General features: G+C 73.4%; 20 protein-coding genes. 11 read left to right on the top strand and 9 right to left on the bottom strand.

Annotation, left to right across the window (positions count from 1 at the left end):
* Nucleotides 1–34: 34 nt before the first annotated feature.
* Nucleotides 35–778 (bottom strand): class I SAM-dependent methyltransferase, encoded by a 744-nt coding sequence (locus HDA43_RS09590; RefSeq protein WP_246423933.1) that lies wholly within the window; start codon nt 776–778, stop codon nt 35–37.
* 119 nt (nt 779–897) lie between these two features.
* On the opposite strand from HDA43_RS09590, the gene HDA43_RS09585 reads away from it, so the two are divergent.
* Entirely contained in the window at nt 898–2,889 is a 1,992-nt protein-coding gene (locus HDA43_RS09585) for a hypothetical protein (protein WP_179819381.1), read from the top strand.
* Nucleotides 2,890–2,928: 39 nt separating this feature from the next.
* On the opposite strand, the gene HDA43_RS09580 is transcribed toward HDA43_RS09585, so the two are convergent.
* Entirely contained in the window at nt 2,929–4,251 is a 1,323-nt protein-coding gene (locus tag HDA43_RS09580) for an acyltransferase family protein (protein WP_179819380.1), read from the bottom strand.
* A gap of 117 nt (nt 4,252–4,368) precedes the next feature.
* Here HDA43_RS09580 and pgfA point away from each other — a divergent pair, with 117 nt between their 5' ends.
* The 5 genes from pgfA (at nt 4,369) to HDA43_RS09555 (ending at nt 9,634) form a co-directional block, all read left to right on the top strand.
* The gene (gene pgfA, locus HDA43_RS09575) at nt 4,369–5,301 is read left to right on the top strand and encodes a cell envelope lipid trafficking protein PgfA (RefSeq protein WP_179819379.1); all 933 of its coding nucleotides are present in this window, start codon (nt 4,369–4,371) and stop codon (nt 5,299–5,301) included.
* Nucleotides 5,302–5,375: 74 nt separating this feature from the next.
* Nucleotides 5,376–6,221: a decaprenyl-phosphate phosphoribosyltransferase gene (locus HDA43_RS09570; protein WP_312873143.1), complete on the top strand. Its 846-nt coding sequence runs from the start codon at nt 5,376–5,378 to the stop codon at nt 6,219–6,221.
* Nucleotides 6,218–7,573, top strand: a complete 1,356-nt coding sequence (dprE1, locus tag HDA43_RS09565; RefSeq protein WP_179819377.1) for a decaprenylphosphoryl-beta-D-ribose oxidase — start codon at nt 6,218–6,220, stop codon at nt 7,571–7,573. The genes HDA43_RS09570 and dprE1 overlap by 4 nt, the downstream gene beginning before the upstream one ends.
* 103 nt (nt 7,574–7,676) lie before the next feature.
* A complete protein-coding gene (dprE2, locus tag HDA43_RS09560; protein WP_179819376.1) occupies nt 7,677–8,423 on the top strand; it encodes a decaprenylphospho-beta-D-erythro-pentofuranosid-2-ulose 2-reductase in 747 nt (248 codons plus the stop codon).
* A gap of 95 nt (nt 8,424–8,518) precedes the next feature.
* Entirely contained in the window at nt 8,519–9,634 is a 1,116-nt protein-coding gene (locus HDA43_RS09555; protein WP_179819375.1) for an NAD(P)H-dependent flavin oxidoreductase, read from the top strand.
* A gap of 155 nt (nt 9,635–9,789) precedes the next feature.
* On the opposite strand, the gene HDA43_RS09550 is transcribed toward HDA43_RS09555, so the two are convergent.
* From HDA43_RS09550 to HDA43_RS09530, 5 genes are all read right to left on the bottom strand, one after another.
* Nucleotides 9,790–10,887, bottom strand: coding sequence for a bifunctional WXG100 family type VII secretion target/C40 family peptidase (locus HDA43_RS09550; protein ID WP_179819374.1), 1,098 nt, complete (start codon nt 10,885–10,887; stop codon nt 9,790–9,792).
* The gene (locus HDA43_RS09545) at nt 10,884–11,189 is read right to left on the bottom strand and encodes a hypothetical protein (RefSeq protein WP_179819373.1); all 306 of its coding nucleotides are present in this window, start codon (nt 11,187–11,189) and stop codon (nt 10,884–10,886) included. The genes HDA43_RS09550 and HDA43_RS09545 overlap by 4 nt, the downstream gene beginning before the upstream one ends.
* A gap of 476 nt (nt 11,190–11,665) precedes the next feature.
* Nucleotides 11,666–12,070, bottom strand: a complete 405-nt coding sequence (locus HDA43_RS09540; RefSeq protein WP_179819372.1) for a hypothetical protein — start codon at nt 12,068–12,070, stop codon at nt 11,666–11,668.
* A gap of 12 nt (nt 12,071–12,082) precedes the next feature.
* Nucleotides 12,083–12,310, bottom strand: a complete 228-nt coding sequence (locus HDA43_RS09535; protein ID WP_179819371.1) for a YlcI/YnfO family protein — start codon at nt 12,308–12,310, stop codon at nt 12,083–12,085.
* A gap of 96 nt (nt 12,311–12,406) precedes the next feature.
* Entirely contained in the window at nt 12,407–13,222 is an 816-nt protein-coding gene (locus HDA43_RS09530) for a crotonase/enoyl-CoA hydratase family protein (protein WP_179819370.1), read from the bottom strand.
* A gap of 178 nt (nt 13,223–13,400) precedes the next feature.
* Between HDA43_RS09530 and HDA43_RS09525 the strand changes: the two genes are divergently transcribed.
* From HDA43_RS09525 to HDA43_RS09505, 5 genes are all read left to right on the top strand, one after another.
* Nucleotides 13,401–14,951, top strand: a complete 1,551-nt coding sequence (locus tag HDA43_RS09525) for an acyl-CoA synthetase (protein WP_179819369.1) — start codon at nt 13,401–13,403, stop codon at nt 14,949–14,951.
* A 51-nt stretch (nt 14,952–15,002) separates the two neighbouring features.
* A complete protein-coding gene (locus HDA43_RS09520) occupies nt 15,003–15,890 on the top strand; it encodes a Zn-ribbon domain-containing OB-fold protein (protein WP_312873142.1) in 888 nt (295 codons plus the stop codon).
* 103 nt (nt 15,891–15,993) lie between these two features.
* A complete protein-coding gene (locus HDA43_RS09515; protein WP_179819368.1) occupies nt 15,994–17,019 on the top strand; it encodes a thiolase family protein in 1,026 nt (341 codons plus the stop codon).
* A complete protein-coding gene (locus HDA43_RS09510; RefSeq protein WP_179819367.1) occupies nt 17,016–18,164 on the top strand; it encodes a thiolase family protein in 1,149 nt (382 codons plus the stop codon). Before HDA43_RS09515 ends, HDA43_RS09510 begins: the two co-directional genes overlap by 4 nt.
* An 18-nt stretch (nt 18,165–18,182) precedes the next feature.
* Nucleotides 18,183–19,772, top strand: a complete 1,590-nt coding sequence (locus tag HDA43_RS09505) for an acyl-CoA synthetase (RefSeq protein WP_179819366.1) — start codon at nt 18,183–18,185, stop codon at nt 19,770–19,772.
* A 24-nt stretch (nt 19,773–19,796) separates the two neighbouring features.
* Here HDA43_RS09505 and HDA43_RS09500 read toward each other — a convergent pair whose 3' ends face one another.
* Nucleotides 19,797–20,831 carry a hypothetical protein gene (locus HDA43_RS09500; RefSeq protein WP_179819365.1) on the bottom strand — a complete coding sequence of 345 codons (1,035 nt, stop codon included), beginning with the start codon at nt 20,829–20,831 and terminating at the stop codon, nt 19,797–19,799.
* Nucleotides 20,828–21,217 carry a hypothetical protein gene (locus HDA43_RS09495; protein ID WP_179819364.1) on the bottom strand — a complete coding sequence of 130 codons (390 nt, stop codon included), beginning with the start codon at nt 21,215–21,217 and terminating at the stop codon, nt 20,828–20,830. Before HDA43_RS09495 ends, HDA43_RS09500 begins: the two co-directional genes overlap by 4 nt.
* Nucleotides 21,218–21,285 lie beyond the last annotated feature (68 nt).

The raw sequence follows: 21,285 nt of genomic DNA, 5'->3' as shown, positions 1-21,285 counted from the left end.
GGCGCCCGGAGCGTCTCCCGCCGGTGCCCGGCGGTCAGTGGCGGCGCAGGACGAGCAGCAGGTTCCAGCTCACGATCTCCCGCAGCCCCGGGACGCGGATCACCGGGGTCGCCCAGCGAGGGTGGTAGCGGGGCAGGGCGTCCAGGACCGTGACGCCGGGCCGCCGCCGGGCCCAGCGCAGCGCGGCGCCGACCGAGACGGGGTAGAGGCTCTCGCCGTAGACGTTCTTGGGGCGCCTGCCGTACCGGCGGGTGTAGCGGGCGGCGGCGCGGTGGCCGCCGAGGTAGTGCCACGGGGAGGTCTCGTGGCCGCCCCAGGGCGACAGCCAGTTGGTGAACGACAGGTACACCACGCCGCCGGGTCTGGTCACCCGGACCATCTCGGCGGCCATCCGCCACGGGTCGGGCACGTGCTCCAGCACGTTGGAGGAGAAGCAGACGTCCACCGACCCGGTGGCCAGCGGCAGGTCCAGCGCGCTGCCCAGCACCGCCCCCTCGGGCGCGGCGCCCTGGCGGGCCATCATCTCCCCGGCGTCGCAGTCGACGCAGACCGGGCGGGCGCCCGCGGCGCGCAGCACGTCGGTGAAGTATCCCGGGCCGCCCCCGACGTCGGCGACGAGCGCGCCGTTCAGTTCGGTGTAGGAGGCGAGCTGGGCGACCGTGTCGCGGGCCAGCATGCCGTAGAAGAAGTCCGGGTCGGTCTGCTCCTTGCGGAAGGCGCGGAGGAGTGTGACGGACCGGCCCAACGTGGCCCGGAACGGTGCCTGCGGGGTCTCCAATGCTGCTCCTCACCGCAATTGGACAAACCAGGTGGGCCGGAGCATAACACCGCATCACTTCTGGTCCTGACAGCTCGCGCGGTGTTCCGCCGGAACACCGGATCGTAGGGAGACGCCTGGTGGACGCCACTGAGGACACGAGAACCGCCACGGGCCCGGAGCACCCGGCCGGCACGGATCACGCCGACGAGGCCGCCGGACCGGGCCGTTCCCGGGACGGGGCGGATGCGGAGGCGGGCCGGCCGGAGGCGGGCCGGCCGGAGGCGCCGGCGGTGCGTCTCACGCTGCCCGGGTGGCTGGCGCGGCTGCGTGGCCCGGTGTCCCTGGGCGCGGCGGCCCTCATCGCGGTGTCGCTGGTCCTGCGCGTGCTGGTCCTGCGCGACTCCTACTTCGTCGAGGACGACCTGTTGTTCGTCGGCAACGCCTACGGCGAGGACTTCACGCTCGACTACCTGACCCGGGTGCACAAGGGCCACTTCATGCCGGGCGCGATCGCGCTGACCTGGGTGCTGTCGCGCGCCGCCCCCTACGACTGGGCGCTGGTGTCGGCCGTCACGCTCGTCGCGCAGGCGCTGCTCGGCGTGCTGGCGCTGCGGCTGCTGCGGACCCTGTTCGGCGGTCGGCCGGCGATCCTGCTGCCGCTGGCGCTGTTCCTGTTCTGCCCGCTGACCTTCCCGGCGTTCGCCTGGTGGGCCGCGGCGATCAACGCGATCCCGCTCCAGCTCGCCCTGGTGCTCGCGCTCACCGCCCAGGTGCGCTTCGCCCGCGGCGAGGGAGCCCGGTACGGCCGGCGCGCGCTGATCTGGTGCGTGGCCGGAATGGCCTTCAGCACCAAGGGGGTCTTCGCGGCCTTCCTGCTGTTCGCGCTGACCACGGCGTACCTGCGTGACCGGGAGACCGGCTGGCTCCGCTCGATGTGGCGGGAGCTGCGGGCGAACCGGTGGCTCTGGGCGACGCACGCGGCGGTGCTGGCCGCCTACACGCTCGTCTACCTCGACCGGATGGACACCGCGCCGGGCGAGGGCGCCGCGGCCCCCAAGCCCGGCGTGGCCGCCGACCTGATCTCCCTGCTGCTGGGCCGTACCTTCCCCAGCGGGGCGGTCGGCGGGCCGGTGTCGTGGACGCCGACCCCCGCGGGCGGCCTGGCCGCGCCGTCCGGCTTCGTCGTGGCGCTCTCCTGGGCGGTGCTGGCGGTCACGGTGGTGGCCACGCTCGTCTACCGGCGGCGGGCGCACCGGGCGTGGCTCACGCTGACCGGGTACCTGGTGTTCGCCGACGCGATCCCGACGGTGATCGCCCGGGGCAGCTATCTGGGGCTGGTGGGCGCCGAGACCCGCTACGTCGCGGACGCCGCGCTGGTCCTCGCGGTCTGCCTGGGCTGCGCGCTGCTACCGGTGGAGGGGGAGACGGGCGCCTACCGCCGCCCGCTGCCCGAGCGGTCCTCGCTCGCCCTCGTCGCGGGGCTCACCGCCGGGGCCTACCTGGTGTTGTCGGTGTTCTCCGTCGAGGCGTACCGGGCGACCCTGAACGGCCAGCGCGTCCGGGCCTACCTCGACACGGCCGCCGCGGAGCTGGCCGCCGCCCCGGACACCGCGGTGATCTACCCCGCCCCGGTGCCGCCCGACATCGTGCTGCCGGTGAACGGCGAGCGGCGGCTCACCGACCGCCTGCTCGCCCCGCTGGCCCGGCCGGTCCTGCGGGCCAGGATGGCCCACCCCGAACCCACCGAGGACGCCCGGGTCTTCAACCGGGAGGGCAGGCTGGTGCGGATGAACGTCGCCCCCGGCTTCTTCGCCGCCCGGGGTCCGGACGAGCGGTGCATGCGGACGCTGCTGGGCGCGATGTCCTTCCCCGACGCGGTCTCCTTCGGCGGCCGGGCCACCGTGGGCGGCCTGTCCTACTCGGCCGACCGTCCCGCCTCGGTCACCGTGGAGGTCGGCGGGGAGCGGACCGTCCTGTCGCTGCGCAAGACCGCCATGGGGCTGGTCCAGTTCCCGGTGCACGGGATCGGGCGGGGGATGCGGATCGAGATGAACGACCCGGAAGCTCCGGTCTGCGTGATCGCCGTGGCCCTGGGCGCCCCGGCCCCCGAGGGCGAGGGCCCGTCCTGACCCATCACCTGTACGACCCCGGCGATGACTTGACCGAGATCAGCGCCTACGACGCCTGAGGTGGGCCAGCCGGTAGGCGGGGCGTTCGACGAAGCGGTGGGTCAGGGCGGCCATCGCCAGCGTGACGACCGTGATGGGGACGAGGTTGGCGAGGAAGCCGCCGGTGAACGACCGCTGCCCGGTGAAGCCGTACCAGAGGTGGATGGCCACGAACTGCCAGAGGAACACCCCGTAGGAGATCCGGCCGAGGTAGGCCATGACCCGGTTGCCGAGCAGCAGCCGGACCGGGGAGTCGCCCGGGGGCGGCAGCGTGGCGGGGACGAGCAGGCACGTGGCGACGACCGCGTAGAGGACGATCTCGAACAGGCCCGACCAGAAGCCGTCGATGCCGAGGAAGCGGGTGCCGGTCACCGGGGAGGCCGCGAGCGCGTAGGCCAGCGCGGCGACCAGCCACCACGAGCCGGGGGAGGCGGACGCCGCCCGCCGGAACCGGCTCGCCGGGGAGTCTCCCGCCGGGTCGGCGCGGTCCCAGGCCAGTACGACGGCCAGCGCCATCCCGACGGCGAAGAAGATCGCCGACCGGGGCGCCCAGGAGTTCAGGTAGGGCCGGTACTCCGGGTAGTAGGTCAGCAGCGTCCAGACCAGTGACACCGCCCCCAGTACGGCCAGGCCGGCCAGCAGCCGCCGGGCCCGGGTGCCGGTGTCCGGGCCGCCGCGCCGGGCGAAGGCCGCGAGCCCGGCCGCCAGCAGCGGGAGCGCGACGTAGAAGGCCGCCTCCACCGACAGGCTCCACATCTGGGCGAGGCCCTTGGGCCCGAGGCCGAACCACCAGGGGTGGGTGTCGTAGTTCTGGGTGAGGGTCAGCAGCTTCAGCCAGGTCCAGCCGTCCGACAGGTGGTCGCGCGACCACAGCAGCAGGGCGACGGCGACCGTCAGCCAGTAGGCGGGCAGGATCCGCAGGGCGCGCTTCCACAGGTAGGACCGCACGTGGACGGGCGCCTCCCCGGCCAGCAGCGACGCCGCGAAGGGCCGGTAGAGCAGCAGCCCGGAGAGCGCGAAGAAGATCGGCACGGCCACGTCGCCTCGGGAGAGCAGCGCGCCGCCGAAGCCGGGCGCGAGCGCGGCCCCGGTCTCGGTCGCCACGTGGAAGACGAGCACGGCGAACGCGGCGACGGCGCGCACGCCGTCGAGGGTGTCGAGCCGGCCGTCGCCGGAGAGCGTCGCGGGCCCGTCCCCGGCGGCCGGTGCGGCGGGCTCCGAGGCATCCCGGGGGCTCGGGGGGAGCGGTTCGAGGGTAGTTTTACGGGGGACCGCGGGATCCGGATCGGAGAGGGCCTCCGTACTAGAACCTGTTTCGGTCACTTTTCCGCATCCCTACGTGACGACGGTCACTCTCGGCAAATAACATACTGGCCAGTAGCCTCGTTAATCCAGATATATCCCCCTAAATCTCCCAGGCCGGGACCCCCAGGAGGCCAGATGCGCCGGACCGTTGGACTAGTCCTCATAGCACTAGGGGCGTTCCTCATCGTGCTGGCGCCGCTCATGCGGTTCCAGGTCGGCCCCAAGCTGATCGCCGCCCCGGCCGACTACTACGGGATCAACAATTTGGTCGCCCCGGGCGCGCGGTACTTCAGCGCCAAGGATCTCAAGGTGATGACCGGTGAAGCCGACATCACCGTGACCGTGCGGGGAGACGTCTCCCAGGCCCAGGGCGACCGGGTGGTCTGGGATGAGCTCCTGGCGGCCAACGACGTGACCAACGACAACCCGCTGATCGCGCTCACCCCCCGCCGCAGCGCCTTCAACAAGTACACCGGCGCGGCCGTCGACTGCTGCGCCGCCAACATCGACAAGAAGCCGGTGAAGCTGGAGGGGCAGGTCTACCTGTTCCCCTTCGACGTGCAGAAGAAGACCTACCGCGTCTTCAACGCCACCGCGGGCAAGGCGTTCGACGCCCGCTTCGTCGGCGAGGAGGACGTCAACGGGGTGCGCACCTACCGGTTCGAGCAGGACGTTCCCAGAACGAAGACCGAGACCCGCGGCTTCCCCGCCTCGATCATAGGGGTGACGGACACGATCGGCGATGTCCAGGTCGACCGGTACTACAGCGGCCGGAACACCTTCTGGGTCGAGCCCACGACCGGCTCGCCGGTGAAGCAGGAGCAGGAGCGCCACGAGGTCTTCACCACCCAGGACGGCGCCCACAGCATCACCGCCTTCGACGCGACGGCGAAGATGACCCCCAAGACGGTCGACAACCTGGTGAAGAAGGCCATGGACGCCAGGGGCCAGATCACCCTGCTCAAGGTGACCATCCCGCTGGTCGTGCTGATCGTGGGCGTCGTCATGCTGGTCGCCGGGATCATCATGGTCGTCGCCGGGCGTGGGCGCCGAGTCCGGACCCGGTGAACGAGGAGACGGCCGTCGCGCGGCCGTCGGCGGACCCGCCGGCGGCCGCGTCCGATTCCCCGGGGTTCTCGCCCGTGGCGTTGCTGCGGGCCTGCCGGCCCCGCCAGTGGCTGAAGAACGCCCTCGTCTTCGCGGCCCCCGCCGCGGCGGGAGTGCTGACCACCCCCCGTGGCCTGCTGGGCGCGGCCATCGCCTTCGGTGCGTTCTGCCTGGCCGCGAGCGGCGCCTACCTGCTCAACGACGCCGCCGACGTCGAGGCCGACCGCCGCCACCCGCGCAAGCGCCGCCGCCCGGTCGCGGCGGGTCTGGTCACCGTACGGCTCGCCCGGATCACCGGGGTCGTCCTGCTGCTGCTGGGCCCGGCGCTGGCCGCGCTGTCCGGCGACTGGAAGCTGCCCGCCGTCGTCGCCGGGTACCTGGCGCTGACCTTCTCCTACACCTTCTGGCTCAAGCACCAGGCCGTGGTGGACCTGGTCGCGGTCGCCGGCTGCCACGTGGTCCGCGCCCTCGCCGGCGCGGTCGCCGTGGACGTGCCGGTGACGAGCTGGTTCCTGGTGGTCGTCTCGCTCGGCTCGCTGCTGCTCGTGACGGGCAAGCGCGAGGCCGAGCTGCGCGCCTCCGGCGACTCCGCCCGGCGGGCCCTGTCCGCCTACACGCCGAGCTACCTCGCCGGGGTCCGGTCGATGTCCTCGGGCGCCATGATCGTGACCTACTGCCTGTGGGCGCTGAACGAGCGGCACCCCGGCCCCTTCCACGCGATCAGCATCGTGCCGTTCGTGCTCATCGTCCTGCGGCACAACCTGCTGGTGGACCGGGGGGTGGGTGAGGAGCCCGAGGAGCTCGTGCTGCGCGACCGGCCCCTGCTGCTCTTCACCGCCCTGCTGCTCGTGCCCCTGCTCGTGGGAATCTACCTTTCATGACCTTCCTCACCGGCTGGGGCCGTACCGCGCCGACCCCGGCACGCCTGACCCGCCCCCGCTCCGCCGAGGAGATCGCCGAGCTGGTACGGCGGGCCCCCGCCCGCGGCGTCGCCGCCCGGGGCCTCGGCCGCTCCTACGGCGACGCCGCGCAGAACGCCGGGGGGCTGGTGTGCGACTGCACCGGGCTGGACACCTGGTCCATCGACGAGACCACGGGCCTGGTCACCGCGGGCGCGGGGGTGAGCCTGCACGACCTGATGGCCGCGCTGGTGCCGCGGGGCTGGTTCGTGCCGGTCACCCCGGGGACCCGGCACGTGACCGTCGGCGGCGCGGTGGCGGCCGACGTGCACGGCAAGAACCACCACGTCGACTCCTCCTTCGGCGCCCACTTGCGCTCCCTCACCCTGGTCACGGCCTCGGGCGAGACACGGACGGTCACCCCGGACAGGAGCGGCGGGGATGACGGCGGCGACGGCGGCGACCTGTTCTGGGCCACGGTCGGCGGGATGGGGCTCACCGGCGTGATCACCGAGGCGGTGTTCCGGTGCGTGCCGATCGAGACCTCCCGCGTCCGGGTGGACGTCGAGCGGACCCGCGACCTGGACCAGACGCTGGAGACGATGGCCGCCACCGACGACCGCTACCGCTACACGGTCGCCTGGATCGACCTGCTCGCCAGGGGCGGCCGGATGGGCCGCAGCGTCCTGACCCGCGGCGACCACGCCGCCCGCGACGAGCTGCCGCGCGGCGCCGACCCGCTGGCGTTCAACCCCGGCCCGGTGCTCAAGGCCCCGCCCTGGGCGCCCAACGGCCTGCTGAACCCGGTGACCGTGCGCGCCTTCAACGAGGCGTGGTACGCCAAATCGCGCCCGGCGACCGGCCTCATCCAGGGCATCGCGCCCTTCTTCCACCCGCTCGACGGGGTGGACGGCTGGAACCGGGTCTACGGCTCGCGCGGGTTCGTGCAGTACCAGTTCGCGGTGCCGTTCGGGCAGGAGGCGACACTGCGGCGGATCGTCGCCCGGCTGTCCGCCGAGGGCGTGGTCTCCTTCCTGACCGTGCTCAAGCGGTTCGGTCCGGGCACGCCGGGGATGCTGTCGTTCCCGATCCCCGGCTGGACGCTCGCCCTGGACATCCCGGCGGGGCGGCGGGGCCTGGCCCGGCTGCTGCGCGGGTTCGACGACCAGGTGGCCGAGGCCGGCGGCCGGATCTACCTCGCCAAGGACTCCCGGACGTCGGCCGCGACGGTGGCGGCGATGTACCCGCGGCTGGACGAGTGGCGTAGGGTCCGCGACGAGGTGGACCCGGCCGGGGTGTTCCGCTCCGACCTGGCCCGCAGGCTGCTGCTGTGAGGACCGGCGCCGTACGGGCCGCCGGTCGCCCGGATCCGGTGGGCCCGGGTCCGGTGAGTCCGGGTCCCGCGTGCCCGGGTCCCGAGAGAAGGAGGCTCATCCCGTGAGGAACGCGCTGGGGTCGGTGGACACCGTGCTGCTGCTCGGCGGGCGCAGCGAGATCGGGCTGGCGATCGTCGAGCGGCTGGTCCGCGACGGCGCCCGCCGGGTCGTGCTCGCCGCCCGCGGCGCCGCCGGGGGGACGCCCCCGGTCATCGGGGACGCCGAGGTGCACCTGGTCGACTTCGACGCCGCCCGCCCGGAGACGCACGGCGAGGTGATCGAGACCGCCGCGAAGCTGGTCGGCGACCTCGACGTGGTGATCCCCGCCTTCGGCGTCCTGGGCAGCCAGGCGGCCTACGACGCCGATCCGGTGGCCGCCGCGGAGGCGGTCGCGGTCAACTACGGCGGACACGTCTCGGCCGGGCTGTCCGCGGCCCGGCGGCTGCGCGAGCAGGGGCACGGCACGCTGGTGGTCCTGTCGTCGGTGGCGGGGGTCCGGGTGCGGCGGGCCAACTTCGTGTACGGCTCGGCCAAGGCGGGCCTGGACGGCTTCGCGCAGGGCCTGGGCGACGCCCTGCACGGCTCCGGAGCCCGGGTGATGGTGGTCCGGCCCGGGTTCGTCGTCGGCCGGATGACCGAGGGCATGTCCCCGGCGCCGATGTCGTCCACCCCGGGCGAGGTGGCCGACGCGGTGATCGCGGGCCTGCGCTCGGGCGCCGAGACGGTGTGGGTCCCCGGGCGGCTGCGGTGGGTGTTCGCGGTGACGCGCCTGCTGCCGCGGGCGATCTGGCGCAGAATGCCGCGATGAAACCTGTTCCTTTCTCATTTCGCGTTCCTTCCAAAGAGGGAATTGCGTAGCTAGAACACGTTGCAGTCATTCGGGGCCGGTCGTACCGTGAGCGCATGCGGACACGCGTCACGGACATGCTCGGCATCGAATTCCCGATCTTCGCGTTCAGCCACTGCAGGGACGTCGTCGCCGCGGTCAGCCGCGCCGGCGGGATGGGCGTGCTCGGCGCCCTCTACTTCACGCCGGAGGAGCTCGAAGTCGAGCTCGCCTGGATCGACGAGCACGCCGGCGGCCGGCCGTACGGGGTCGACGTCGTCATGCCCGCCTCCTACGAGGGGGCCGGCCTCGACGTCGACTCGCCCGAGGATCTGGTGGCGCGGCTGCAGGGGATGATCCCCGAGGGCCACCGCCGTTTCGTCGACGACCTGCTCGCCGCGCACGGCGTGGCCGAGCTGCCCGACTCCGAGGCGGGCGCCGGGAAGGTCCTGCTCGGCTGGACCGACGCCACCGCCCGGCCGCAGGTGGAGGTGGCGCTGCGGCACCCGATCGCGCTGCTGGCCAACGCCCTCGGGCCGCCGCCCGCCGACGTCGTCGAGGCGGCGCACGCGCGGGGAGTGCGCGTGGCGGCGCTGGCCTCCACGCCCGGGCACGCGGTCAAGCAGGTCGAGGTGGGCGTGGACATCGTCGTCGCCCAGGGCACCGAGGCCGGCGGGCACACCGGCGACATCTCCACCATGGTGCTGATCCCGCAGGTCGTGGACGTCGTGGACGTGCCCGTGCTGGCCGCGGGGGGCATCGGGAACGGCCGCCAGATGGCGGCGGGCATGGCGCTCGGCGCCGAGGGGGTGTGGACCGGCTCCGTCTGGCTGGCCGTCGAGGAGGCCGACACCCCCGAGCCGGCCCGGCGGCGCATCCTCGCGGCGACCTCCCGCGACACCGTGCGCTCGCGCTCGTGGACGGGCAAGCCCGCGCGCCTGCTGCGCAACGAGTGGACCGAGGCGTGGGAGGCCGGGGACTCGCCCGGCACGCTGCCGATGCCGCTGCAGTTCATGCTGGTCTCCGACGCCCTGCGCAGGATCGGCCGGTCCGACGCCGCGGAGCTGGCGACCTTCCCGGCGGGGCAGATCATCGGGGCGATGAACCAGGTGCGGTCCGCCAAGGAGGTGGTCTTCACGATGGTCGAGGAGTACATCGAGGCCGTCGAGCGCCTGGGCCGCCTGTCGGGGTGACCAGGCCCCGTTCCGCGGGCCGTCCCGCCCGCCCCGGCCGCCCGGGCGGGGGCCCGCGGAACGGACCGGCGGAACGGACCGGCGGAACGGACCGGCGGAACGGACCGGCGGAACGGACCGGCGGAACGGACCGGCGGAACGGACCGGCGAACGGGCTAGGTGAAGCGGCGGTAGGTGATGGGCTGCTGGCCCGCCACCTCGCCGACCTTCACCACCGTGCTCGGGTTCGGGGCGTGGATCATCTTGCCGTCGCCGATGTAGATGCCGCAGTGCGTGGCCGGGTTGCCGAAGGTGATCACGTCCCCGGGCTGGAGCGGGAGCGTGGCGGGCTTGCCGCTCACCCGGTAGCCCTCGGCCGTGGTGTCGCCGATCTTCACCCCGGCCTGGTTCAGGGAGTAGTACACGAGCCCGGAGCAGTCGAAGGCGCTGGGGCCGTTGGCACCCCAGACGTACGGCTTGCCGAGGTGGGTCCGCGCGGCGGACACGATGTCGGCCCCGGTCCCCGAACCCGTCACGTACGGCAGGGCCTGCGCGGTGGCGACCCCGCCCCCGCCGCCTCCGCCACCGCCGCCGGTCCCCCCTGGGGACCAGGGCGCGCCGGTGGCCGTGGTGCCGGGCGGGGCGCCGGTCGCCGAGCTGAGCGAGGTGGTGCGGACGGGGGTACGGTCGGCCGGGATCCACCCGTCGACGCTGCCGTCCTTGGGCGCGAACTCCTGGCCGGCGGGGACGGGGATGTGGCCGAACGTCGAGGAGAGGTTGTCGATATACCCCTTGATCTTGCCGGTGGCGGTGGAGATCGCGGTCTCGGCCCTGGTCACGTGCCCCTGGGCGAGGGTGACGGACTGGCCGACCGCCCCGCTGATCTGGTTCTCGGTGGCGCGGGGGTTGCCGCGGTGCCAGTCGAGGAGGGAGGAGCAGACCTCGTCGATGCCGCTCTTGGCCGACTGCACGGCGTCGGCGGCGTCGTCGAGGGAGTCGGCGCAGTTGCGGAGCGCGTCGCGCAGCGCGTTGCCCGCCTTGGGGTAGGCCCTCATGTACCGCACGAACGCGTCGGCCGAGTCGCCGTGCCAGGCTCCGTACACCTGCCGGCGGATCGCCCCGTCCAGGTCGTCGAACGGCTCGGCGCACTTGGTGGCGGCGTCCCGCCAGCGCTTCGCGACCGCGCGGATCTCCCCGGGGTTCCCGTTCGCCTTGTTCGCCAGTGCGATCAGCCGGTCCCCGCCCAGGCGCCGCACCGCCTCCATGTCGGTCATACGGCGCGCGTGCCCTTCTCATGGCCCGGCTCGGTCTTCCGGATGTTCCTCTCGACGTTGTCCAGGGCGCGCTCCACGTCGTCGAGGCGGCTCGTCCCGGCGCGGACGTCGGTCTCCACGTGCTTCTCCACCCGGCCGGCCTGGGCGGCCAGCTCCGCGCCCCCGGACAGCTGACCGAAGAGCGAGGCGCCCACCTCCGCGGGGAAGCCCTCGCGGGCGGCCGACAGCTCGCGTCCCCGCCGGTACGCCAGCCGGCCGAGTTCGAGGAGCGCCTGGCGGCTCCACTCGATGTCCGTCGCCACGATCGGATCCCTTCGCCGTCGTCGTCGCCTTCGCCGGAGGACGCCTCCGTGTGCCGCCTCCGCCCGACAACCGACTGTTCATGAACCATGCGGCCAACATCACCGGAAATGGATCATATAAGAAGAGATCCGATTTTCCCGGTTTCTTCCTGACATGTTCACCGAGCCGTCCGGGACCCGGACCACCCCTGAATCGTCCCGTGCCATCGGTCCCGGCTTCCGGAATCGCTCGGGTGACGTGGAGGTCCCCGTTTTCCCGTCGATCTGCCACCTCACGCGACAGACTCGTTTCATGGGCATGCCGGAACGGGAGCGCGCCAGAACGCGAGGGTTCCCCGCCTATGTCGATGCCGCGGTCGAGCGCCGGACCGAGCGGGATCTTCCAGAGGAGGCGCTCCGCGAGGACGAGGCCGCCTGCGGGCCCATACCGCGGGCGTTGCGCGATGAGGCGGCGGAGCCGTTCCGCTTCCCTGCCATCAGGGAAGCGGTTCGATCTCCACGGCCGGGGCGACGGCGCGCAGTTCGTCGCCCCGGTCGGTGACGACGCGCCAGCCGTATCGGATGCCGCACCATGCGGCGTGCGCGAGAGGGACGTCGGAGGTGTCGAAGTCGCCGATCTCGTGGGCCTTCTCGCGGTCGTCGAGAAAGTCGAGGTCCACCGTGGGAGAGCTGGTGAGAAGCATGAGCTGCCAGCGCAGGTCGTGCGGAACGGCGGCGAGGGCCTCCGCGTAGGCGCTCACCGGGATGAGGAGGGTGACGGTGCCGGAGCGCAACGCGGTGGCGATGAGGGCACGGGCGTAGACGTGCTTTCCCGTCGCCGCGGACGTCAGGGCGGAAGTGTCGAGAATGCGACCCGAACCGGTCGGTGGGAACGAACTCACCGGTAGATGGTGTCAGGAGGCGGCGCGATTCCGGTTCAGTTTGAGGGAATCGGCGGCCCGGTCCAGCTCGGCCTGCGGCAACGGACCCCAGGCGTCCGCGAGACGGCCCAGGACGGTCAACCGGGCGGCGCGTTCGTCCACGGACCGTTTGACGGCCGCCTGCATGGAGATGCCCTCCGCCTCGGCCATGCTTCGCAGGCGGCGGGTCTCGTCGTCGTCGAACCGGATGGTCATCGCCATGTCCCCACGTTAACCGACGGGTGATACCGTCGGCCAGCCATTCCGGTATCACCGGCGAACGCCGTGCCGCCGGTGAGCGCCGGGACGCGACGGCGCTCAGCGGCCGTGGTAGACGGCGGGGCGCTTCTGGCGGAAGGCGCGGGCCCCCTCCTTGGCGTCCTCGGAGCCGATCACCGGCCAGCCGATGGCGTCGGCGACCGCCAGCGCCTCGGCCTCGGGCAGGCCCAGGGTCTCGCGGTGGGTGCGCAGGATGGCCTGTACGGCCAGCGGCCCGCACTCGGCGATCCGGCCGGCGATCTCCAGGGCCTCCTCCAGCGCCCGGCCGTCCGGGACGACCCGGTTGACCAGCCCCATCTCCAGGGCCTCCCGCGCGGTGACGGACCGGCCGGTCAGCAGCAGGTCCATGGCGAAGGCGTAGGGGATCTGGCGCGGCAGCCGTACGGCCGAGCCGCCCATCGGGAACAGCGCCCGGCGGGCCTCGAACAGGCCGAGGACGGCCGACTCGGCGGCCACCCGCAGGTCGGTGCCGACGAGCAGCTCGGTGCCGCCGGCCACGGCGTACCCCTCGACCGCGCAGACGACCGGCTTCGACGGCAGGGCGCCGGGGTCGCGCAGCAGGCCCTTCCAGTGGACGTCGGGGATCCGCGCGGCCCGCTCCCGCACCCGGGGGTCCTCCGAGGGGGCGCCCATGGCCTTGAGGTCGGCGCCCGCGCAGAACGTCCCGCCCGCGCCGGTCAGCACGGCGACGCGGACGTCCGGCTCGGCCGAGACGTAGGCCCAGGCGTCGGCCAGGCCGACCAGCATGTCCGTCGACAGGGCGTTGCGGGCCTCCGGCCGGTCCATGGTCACCACGACGACGTGCCCGTCGCGCTCGATCCGGCAGTGCGGCGTGCTGATCGGCAGAAGTTCCACGAGGCCTCCGGTCTGCTGTCAAGCGCTTGCTCGGTCCTCCCGGGCGGGTTACCCTGCCCATGCATATGAGAACAGATTCTCGTTCCATCTTTCCCGTATCACCAGAGGTTTCATCAATAACGAGAACGTGATTCACTTTGGCGGTCCGGGCCTTTCTCATTCTCGGGAAGGATCTGCGATGGGCACGCTCGGCTTCTGGAGGCTGGCGCAGGCCGATCCGGACTGGATCGCGGCCGTGGACCCCGACGGCACCCCGCACCGCGCCGGCGACCTGCTCGCCCGCGCCGACCGGCTCGTGCACGCGCTGCGGGTCCTGGGGATGGAGACCGGAGACGGACTGTGCGGCCTGGTGCCCAACGGCTCCGACGGGCTCGTGCTCTACCTCGCGGCGCTGCAGGCCGGGTGGTACTACACGCCGGTCAACTGGCACCTCACCGGCCCGGAGATCGGCCACATCGTCGCCGACAGCGAGGCCCGCGCGTTCTTCGTCCACGAGCGCTTCGCCGCCGAGGGAACGCGCGGGGCCGCCGCGTCGGGGATCGACCCGTCCCGGGTCTTCGCCCTGGGGGACGTGCCGGGGGCGCGCCCGGTCGCCGACCTGGTCGCCGGGCATCCCGCCACCGCCCCGGCCGGCCGTACGGCGGGCGCCACCATGCACTACACCTCCGGCACCACCGGCAGGCCCAAGGGCGTCCGCCGGCCGCTGAGCGGCCTGGACCCCGACGACGCGGCCGAGCTGATGACGTTCCTGCTCGCGATGTTCGGCATGACCCCGGCCGGCGGGAACGTCCACCTGGTCACCTCGCCGGGCTACCACACCGCGGTCACCCAGTTCGGCGGGTCGGCCCTGCACATGGGCCACACGCTCGTCTTCATGGACCACTGGGACGCCGAGGAGATGCTCCGGCTCTGCGAACGGCACCGGGTGACCAGCTCGCACATGGTCCCCACCCACTTCAAGCGCCTGCTCGCGCTGCCGGAGGAGGTCAGGGGCGCCTACGACCTGACGTCACTGCGGTGGATGATCCACGCCGCCGCGCCCTGCCCGGTGCCGGTCAAGCGGGCGATGCTCGACTGGTGGGGCGACTGCGTCTACGAGTACTACGCGGCCACCGAGGGCGGCGGCACGGTCGCGACCCCGGAGGATTGGAAGAAGCACCCCGGCACCGTCGGACGGCCCTGGCCGATCAGCGAGCTGCTCATCGTGGACGACGAGCTGCGGCCCGTCCCGCCCGGCACCCCCGGCACGGTCTACATGAAGATGGCCGGCGCGACCTTCGAGTACAAGGGCGACCGGGCCAAGACCGAGGCCGGCCGCCTCGACGACTTCTTCACCGTCGGCGACATCGGCTACCTCGACGGGGACGGCTTCCTGTTCCTCTGCGACCGGAAGGCGGATGTGATCATCTCCGGCGGGGCCAACATCTACCCCGCCGAGATCGAGAACGAGCTGATGGTGCACCCCAAGGTCGCCGACGTGGCCGTGTTCGGCGTCCCGGACGAGGAGTGGGGCGAGCAGATCAAGGCCGTGGTCGAGCCCGCGGCCGGCGTCGAGCCCTCACCCGAGCTGGCCGCCGAGCTCGTCGAGTCGCTCCGGGGCCGGCTGTCCACCATGAAGTGGCCGAGGTCGGTGGACTTCGTCGCGGAGATGCCGCGCGAGCCCAACGGCAAGCTCCTCAAACGCAGGCTGCGGGACCCGTACTGGGAGGGGCACGACCGTGCGATCTGAGCGAACCGTGAGGCCCGGACGAACCGCGCGGCCCCGGAAGGGGAGGCGCCGGTGATCCAGCGGACGCGGCACGTGCTGGAGTTCCCCGGCGGCTACACCCGGACGACCGGGCCGGTGATCGGCCGGTTCCTCACCGAGCTGCGCGACCGCCGCCTCGTCGGGGTCCGCACCGCGACGGGCCGGACGCTGGTGCCGCCGCTGGAGTACGACCCGGACACCGGGGACGCCGTCACCGGCGAGTTCGTCGAGGTCGGTCCGGCCGGGACGGTCGAGAGCTGGTCGTGGGCGGGCTCCCCGCGCGCCGGTCACCCGCTGGACCGGCCGTTCGCCTGGGCCCTGATCCGCCTGGACGGCGCCGACACCTCCCTGCTGCACGCGGTGGACGCGGGCGACGTCCGGGCCATGCGCCCCAGCCTGCGGGTCCGGCCCCGCTGGCGGGCCGAGCGCACCGGCCACGTCACCGACATCGAGTGCTTCGTCCCGGAGGTCACGGCGATGACCGCCCCCGTGCGGGTGGAGTACACCGTCACGCCGGGGCTGGCGCTCGCCCGCTTCCTTTCGGGGATCGCCCGGGGCGTCTTCCTCGGCAGCCGCTGCGGCACCTGCGGCAAGGTGTACGTGCCCTACCGGCTGTCCTGCCCCGAGTGCGGCGTCGCCGTCACCGAGGAGGTCGAGCTGCCCGACACCGGCACGGTCACCACCTTCGCGATCAACAACCTCCCGGACCCGCGCGCCCCCGAGGTGCCGTTCGTGTCGGCCTACGTCCTCCTCGACGGCGCCGACATCCCCATGATCGTCCTGATCGGCGGGATCCCGGCCCATGAGGTGCGGGAGGGCATGCGGGTGCGGGCGGTGTGGGCGCCGGAGTCCGGACGCGGGCCGTCCATGGACAGCGTGCGGTGGTTCGCCCCCACCGGCGAGCCGGACGAGGAGGTGTGATGCGCGGGGACCACACGCGGTACGGCGCGGAGTCCGCGGCGCGCGGCGGCGGACACGCGGCGCCGGGGAGCGCGGCGCGCGGCGCCGTACGGGAGGGGGCGTGATGCGCGAGGTCGCGGTGGTGGCGTTCGCGCAGACCCGGCACAGCGCCGTGGACGAGGGACGCAGCGAGCCGGAGATGATCCTCGGACCGCTGGAGGAGGTCCGCCGGGCGACGGGACTGCGCCGGTTCGGCTTCACCTGCTCCGGCTCGTGCGACTACCTGGCGGGCGCGCCGTTCTCCTTCGTCTCCGCGCTGGACGCGCTCGGCGCCTGGCCGCCGATCTCCGAGAGCCACGTGGAGATGGACGCCGCCTGGGCGCTGTACGAGGCGTGGGCCAGGCTGCAACACGGCGACGTCGACTCGGCCCTCGTCTACGGCTTCGGCAAGTCGTCCCAGGGCGACCTGCGGGAGATCATGACGCTCCAGCTCGACCCCTACTACCTGGCCCCGCTCGGCCTCGACCAGGTCTCCCTCGCCGCGCTCCAGGCGTCGGCCGTGGCCGCGGACCGCGCCGAGCTGGACGAGATCGTACGGCGCAGCCGCGCCGCCGGCCGGGCCAACCCTCACGCCCTCGACCTGCCCGACCCCGAGGGGGAGGAGTTCGAGGTCGCGCCGCTGCGGCCGTACGACATCGCCCCGATCACCGACGGCGCCGCCGCGGTGGTGCTGGCCGCCGGTGACCTGGCCCGGGAGCTGTGCGAGCGGCCCGCGTGGATAAAAGGCGTCGCGCACCGCATAGAGCCGCACTACCCGGGCATGAGGGATCTCGCCCGGTCGGCCTCCGCCGCCGAAGCCGCACGTGCGGCGGGGGCCGGCAAGGGTCGGCCCGACGTGGCCGAGCTGCACGCCCAGTTCAGCCACGAGGAGATCGTGCTGCGCCGGGCCCTGGACATCCCCGCCGCCACGGCCGTCAACCCCAGCGGCGGGCCGCTGGCCGCCAACCCCGTCATGGCCACCGGCCTCATCCGTATCGGCGAGGCCGCCCGGCACGTCATGGAGGGAAGGGCCGGTCGCGCCGTCGCGCACGCCGCCGGCGGCCCCTGCCTCCAGCACAACCTCGTCGCCGTGCTGGAGGGCGGAAGATGAACCGTTGCGCGGTGATCGGAGTCGGGCAGACGCGGTACACGACGCGGCGGCGCGACGTGTCCCTCGCCGGACTGGTCCGCGAGGCGGCGCTGCGCGCCCTGGAGGACGCCGGGCTGACCTGGAAGGACATCGACGCCGTCGTCATCGGCAAGGCGCCCGACCTGTTCGAGGGCGTGATGATGCCGGAGGCGTACCTCGCCGACGCGCTCGGCGCGGCGGGCAAGCCGATGATGCGGGTGCACACCGCAGGATCGGTCGGCGGGTCCACCGCGCTGGCCGGGGCCTCGCTCGTCCAGGGCGGCGTGCACGGCCGGGTGCTCACGGTGGCGTTCGAGAAGCAGTCGGAGTCCAACGCCACTTGGGCGCTGTCCACGCACCTGCCGTTCAGCGCCTCGCTGGTGGTCGGCGCGGGCGGCTACTTCGCCCCGCACATCCGCGAGTACATCCGCCGCTCCGGCGCCCCGGACCACGTCGGCACGCTCGTGGCGGTCAAGGACCGGCGCAACGCGCTGCGGAACCCCTACGCCCACCTGCGCATCCCCGGCATCGACCGGGCGATGGTCGAGGCGACGCCGATGCTGTGGGAGCCGATCCGCTACCTGGAGACCTGCCCGTCCTCCGACGGTGCGTGCGCGATGGTGCTGGCCGCCGAGGACCGGCTCACCGGCTCCGTCCCCGCCTGGGTCCTGGGCGCGGCCATGCGGTCCGAGCCGATCTTCCGGGCGGGCCGAGACACCGTGAACCCCCGGGGCGGCCGGGACTGCGCCGCCGACGTGTACCGGCAGGCGGGCATCACCGACCCGCGCCGGGAGATCGACGTGGCCGAGGTGTACGTGCCCTTCTCCTGGTACGAGCCGATGTGGCTGGAGAACCTCGGGTTCGCCCCCGAGGGGGAGGGGTGGAAGCTCACCGAGTCCGGCGCCACCGCCCTGGACGGTGACATCCCGTGGAACGCCTCCGGCGGGGTGCTGTCGAGCAACCCCATCGGCGCGTCCGGGATGATCCGGTTCGCCGAGGCGGCGCTCCAGGTCAGGGGAATGGCGGGCGAGCACCAGGTGGACGGCGCCCGCCGGGCCCTCGGGCACGCCTACGGCGGAGGCGCCCAGTTCTTCGCGATGTGGATGGTCGGCAGCGACAGACCCTGACCCCTCCGGGAGGACCGAATGGAGTTCAACCACGCGGATCTGTTCGAGGGCCTCGCGGACGCGATCGGGGACCGGGTCGCCGTCGTCTGCGGCGACGACCGGATGACCTACGCCGGGCTGGACGCCGAGGCCAACCGGCTGGCCCACCACCTCCGGGAGGCGGGCGTGCGGGCCGGGCAGCACGTCGGCGTCCAGCTCCGCAACGGGATCGAGTACGTCGTGGGCCTGCTGGCCGCGCTGAAGATCCGGGCCGTGCCGGTCAACGTCAACCACCGCTACGTCGAGGAGGAGCTGCTGCACCTCTACCGCGACTCCGACATCGTGGCCCTGCTGTTCGACGCGGAGTTCGACGGGCGGGTGTCGGCCGTGGCGCCGCGGGCCGAGCGGCTCGGGCACCTGATCGTGGTGGGCGGCCCGTCCTCGCTCGGGGCGGCGGTGCCGTACGAGGCGGCGCTGGCCGGGCGGCCGGCCACCCGCGGCTTCCCCGAGCGGTCGGGCGACGACGTCTACATCATCTACACCGGCGGCACCACCGGCATGCCCAAGGGCGTGATGTGGCGGTGCGAGGACCTGTTCTTCGCCTTCGGCGGCGGCAATCCGTACGGCGAGCCGCGCGCCACACCGCGCGCGGTCGTCGAGGCGGCCGTGGAGTCCCAGCCGTTCAGCATGATGACGGCGGCCCCGCTGATGCACGGCGCGGCCCAGATGGCCACCTTCATCACCTGGTGGCTGGGCGGCACCATGGTCTACGTCCGCCGGTTCGACCCGGCCGAGGTGCTGCGGGCCATCGACCGGGAACGCGTCGTGTCGATCAACATCACCGGCGACGCGATGGCCCGTCCGCTGGCCGAGGAGATCGCCAGGGGCGGTCACGACCTGTCGTCGCTGTTCGGGGTCAGCTCCACCGGCGCCATCCTGAGCGGGGCCGTCCGCGACCGGCTGGCCGAGCTGCTGCCGGACCGGATGATCATTGAAAGCTTCGGCTCCAGCGAGTCCGGCTACACCGCCTCCGCCGTACCCGGTTCCTCACCGGAGTCGGGGCAGCGGTTCCGCGCCAACGACGGCTCCGGCCTGGCCGTGCTCGACGAGAAGCTGGAGCCGGTCGAACCCGGGTCGGGCCGGCTCGGCACGGTCGCCAAGAGCGGCCGGATCGCGTTCGGCTACTACCGCGACGAGGACAAGACGCGCCGCACCTTCGTCACCGACCGGGCGGGCACCCGTTGGCTGCTCACCGGCGACATCGCCACGGTCGAGGAGGACGGCACCATGACGATCTTCGGCCGGGGGTCGGCCTGCATCAACACCGGCGGCGAGAAGGTCTTCCCGGAGGAGGTCGAGGCGGTCCTCAAGGGCCACCCGGAGGTCTTCGACGCGGTGGTCGCCGGGGTCCCCGACGAGCGGTGGGGCGAGCGGGTCGCCGCCGTGGTCGAGCCGCGGCCGGGCACGGCCCCGTCGGCCGAGGCGCTGACCGCGCACTGCCGTACCCGCCTCTCCGGCTACAAGGTGCCGCGCACCTTCGCCTTCGTCGAGAAGATGGTCCGCTCCCCGGCAGGCAAGGCCGACTACCGCTGGGCCCGCGAGACCGCCCGGTCCGCCGCGTCGCCATGAACACAGCGAGGGAAGGCGCCGGGCTTAAGCCCCCGAGCCGCGACGCGCAGCGCCGCCATCAACACAGCTGATCGCCGTCTCGGGGTCCTTGCGGAGGGCGGAGGTGATGGCCAGGCCGGTCTCCCGGGACATGGGGCCGTCACCGGGGAGGCCGAGCTGGACGGCGAGGTCGCGGCCGTAGAGGTCGACGGAGGCCTCGACGAGGTCGGCGAGGGAGGCGGCGGTGGCACGGGCGCGGGCCCAGGCGGTGGCGCCGACGACCATGGCGACGAGGACGGAGGGCCACCACACCACCGTCACGGAGAGATAGAGGATCGTCCAGCCGGCCAGCCGGGCGGCGGCGGCGTGGGCGTCGCGGGCGGCGGTGAGCTCCGCGCGGGCCGTGTCGGGGATGACGAGCCACAGGCGCGGCCATGCGCCGGTGAGGTCGAGGTCGTAGGCGTCGTGGACGCGCCGGTCCATGGCGTACAGCCGGTCTCCGATCCAGGTGGCGTGCCGGGGGAGACACAGAGCGATGTCGTTCCGGGCGGAGATCGCCTCCGCGAGGCCCTCCGCGGCCTCCTCCGCGGGTCGTCCCACGGCGGCCGGTGCCTCTTTCGCGGGTCCCGTGGCGACCCGGGCCTTTTTCGCGGGTTCCGCGGCGGCCGGCCCGGACGCCTGGGCGCGGACGGCGGCGACGACCATCCGATGAACACGCGCGTCGGCCTCGCGCCAGCGGCGGCGTCGGCGTTCGGCGAGGAGGCGGGCGGGCCGGCGGTGGCCGGGGAACGACCACGCGCGCTCGGCCAACCGGCCCAGCACGCCGGCGGCGAGCCCCGCCGCCGCGGCGGCGGCCAGAACGGCGGTCGCGCCGAGGGCGACGGTTCCCGGAGCGGAGGCGGCGGGCCGGGCCGCCAGCCGGTCCGCCGCGTCACGGAGCACGGCGGGGTCGAAGGCGTGCGCGTGGCCGAGCGTCACGGCACCGGCCACGAAGACCAGGTAGATCAGGCCGGGGAGGACGAGCAGGGTGAACCAGCGTTCGGCGAGCTTCTTGCCCAGCTCATCGAGGAATCCGGTCACGTCCGGACCCGGACCGATGTGAGGGGCCGGTCCGTCGCCGCGCAGCGCGGTGGCCCGGCGTCCCGGGCGGCGACCTCGACACGGTCGCACGGCACGGCGGCCGGGCAGGTCCAGGCGTGCACCACCGGATGTCCGCCGCCGCTTCCGGGCAACGCCCGGTAGGCGCGTTCCGGCCGGGTCACCGGGCCGACTCCGAGCGTCGCCATGGCCTCGTCCAAGGCGTCCAGATCCTTCACGAGAGCGGAGGGGTCGCCGCCCGCCCCCCTGATCGCGGTGAGGAGCCGCGTCACCACGTCACCGGCCCCCGCCTCGTCGGCCAGAGCGTGGAACTCGCCGTCCTCCATCGCGGTGCACAACCGCCTGATCCGCTCGGCCGTATCGCCCACAGCCCCGCACCTCTCACACCGCGCCCGGCACCGTGCCTCCCCAAAGGGGTTGCCTGACCAGATAATCA

It is taken from the genome of Streptosporangium sandarakinum (assembly GCF_013409935.1).
GTDB classification, from domain to species: Bacteria; Actinomycetota; Actinomycetes; order Streptosporangiales; family Streptosporangiaceae; genus Streptosporangium; species Streptosporangium nondiastaticum.
This window is presented reverse-complemented; position numbering and strand designations above follow the sequence as displayed.

Coding starts and splice junctions, on each gene's coding strand:
- dprE1 (WP_179819377.1), top strand. CDS start 6,218: ATGACCTTCCTCACCGGCTGGGGCCGTACCGCGCCGACCCCGGCACGC.
- HDA43_RS09525 (WP_179819369.1), top strand. CDS start 13,401: ATGGGCACGCTCGGCTTCTGGAGGCTGGCGCAGGCCGATCCGGACTGG.
- HDA43_RS09515 (WP_179819368.1), top strand. CDS start 15,994: ATGCGCGAGGTCGCGGTGGTGGCGTTCGCGCAGACCCGGCACAGCGCC.
- pgfA (WP_179819379.1), top strand. CDS start 4,369: ATGCGCCGGACCGTTGGACTAGTCCTCATAGCACTAGGGGCGTTCCTC.
- HDA43_RS09550 (WP_179819374.1), bottom strand. CDS start 10,887: ATGACCGACATGGAGGCGGTGCGGCGCCTGGGCGGGGACCGGCTGATC.
- HDA43_RS09555 (WP_179819375.1), top strand. CDS start 8,519: ATGCGGACACGCGTCACGGACATGCTCGGCATCGAATTCCCGATCTTC.
- HDA43_RS09505 (WP_179819366.1), top strand. CDS start 18,183: ATGGAGTTCAACCACGCGGATCTGTTCGAGGGCCTCGCGGACGCGATC.
- HDA43_RS09535 (WP_179819371.1), bottom strand. CDS start 12,310: ATGGCGATGACCATCCGGTTCGACGACGACGAGACCCGCCGCCTGCGA.
- HDA43_RS09510 (WP_179819367.1), top strand. CDS start 17,016: ATGAACCGTTGCGCGGTGATCGGAGTCGGGCAGACGCGGTACACGACG.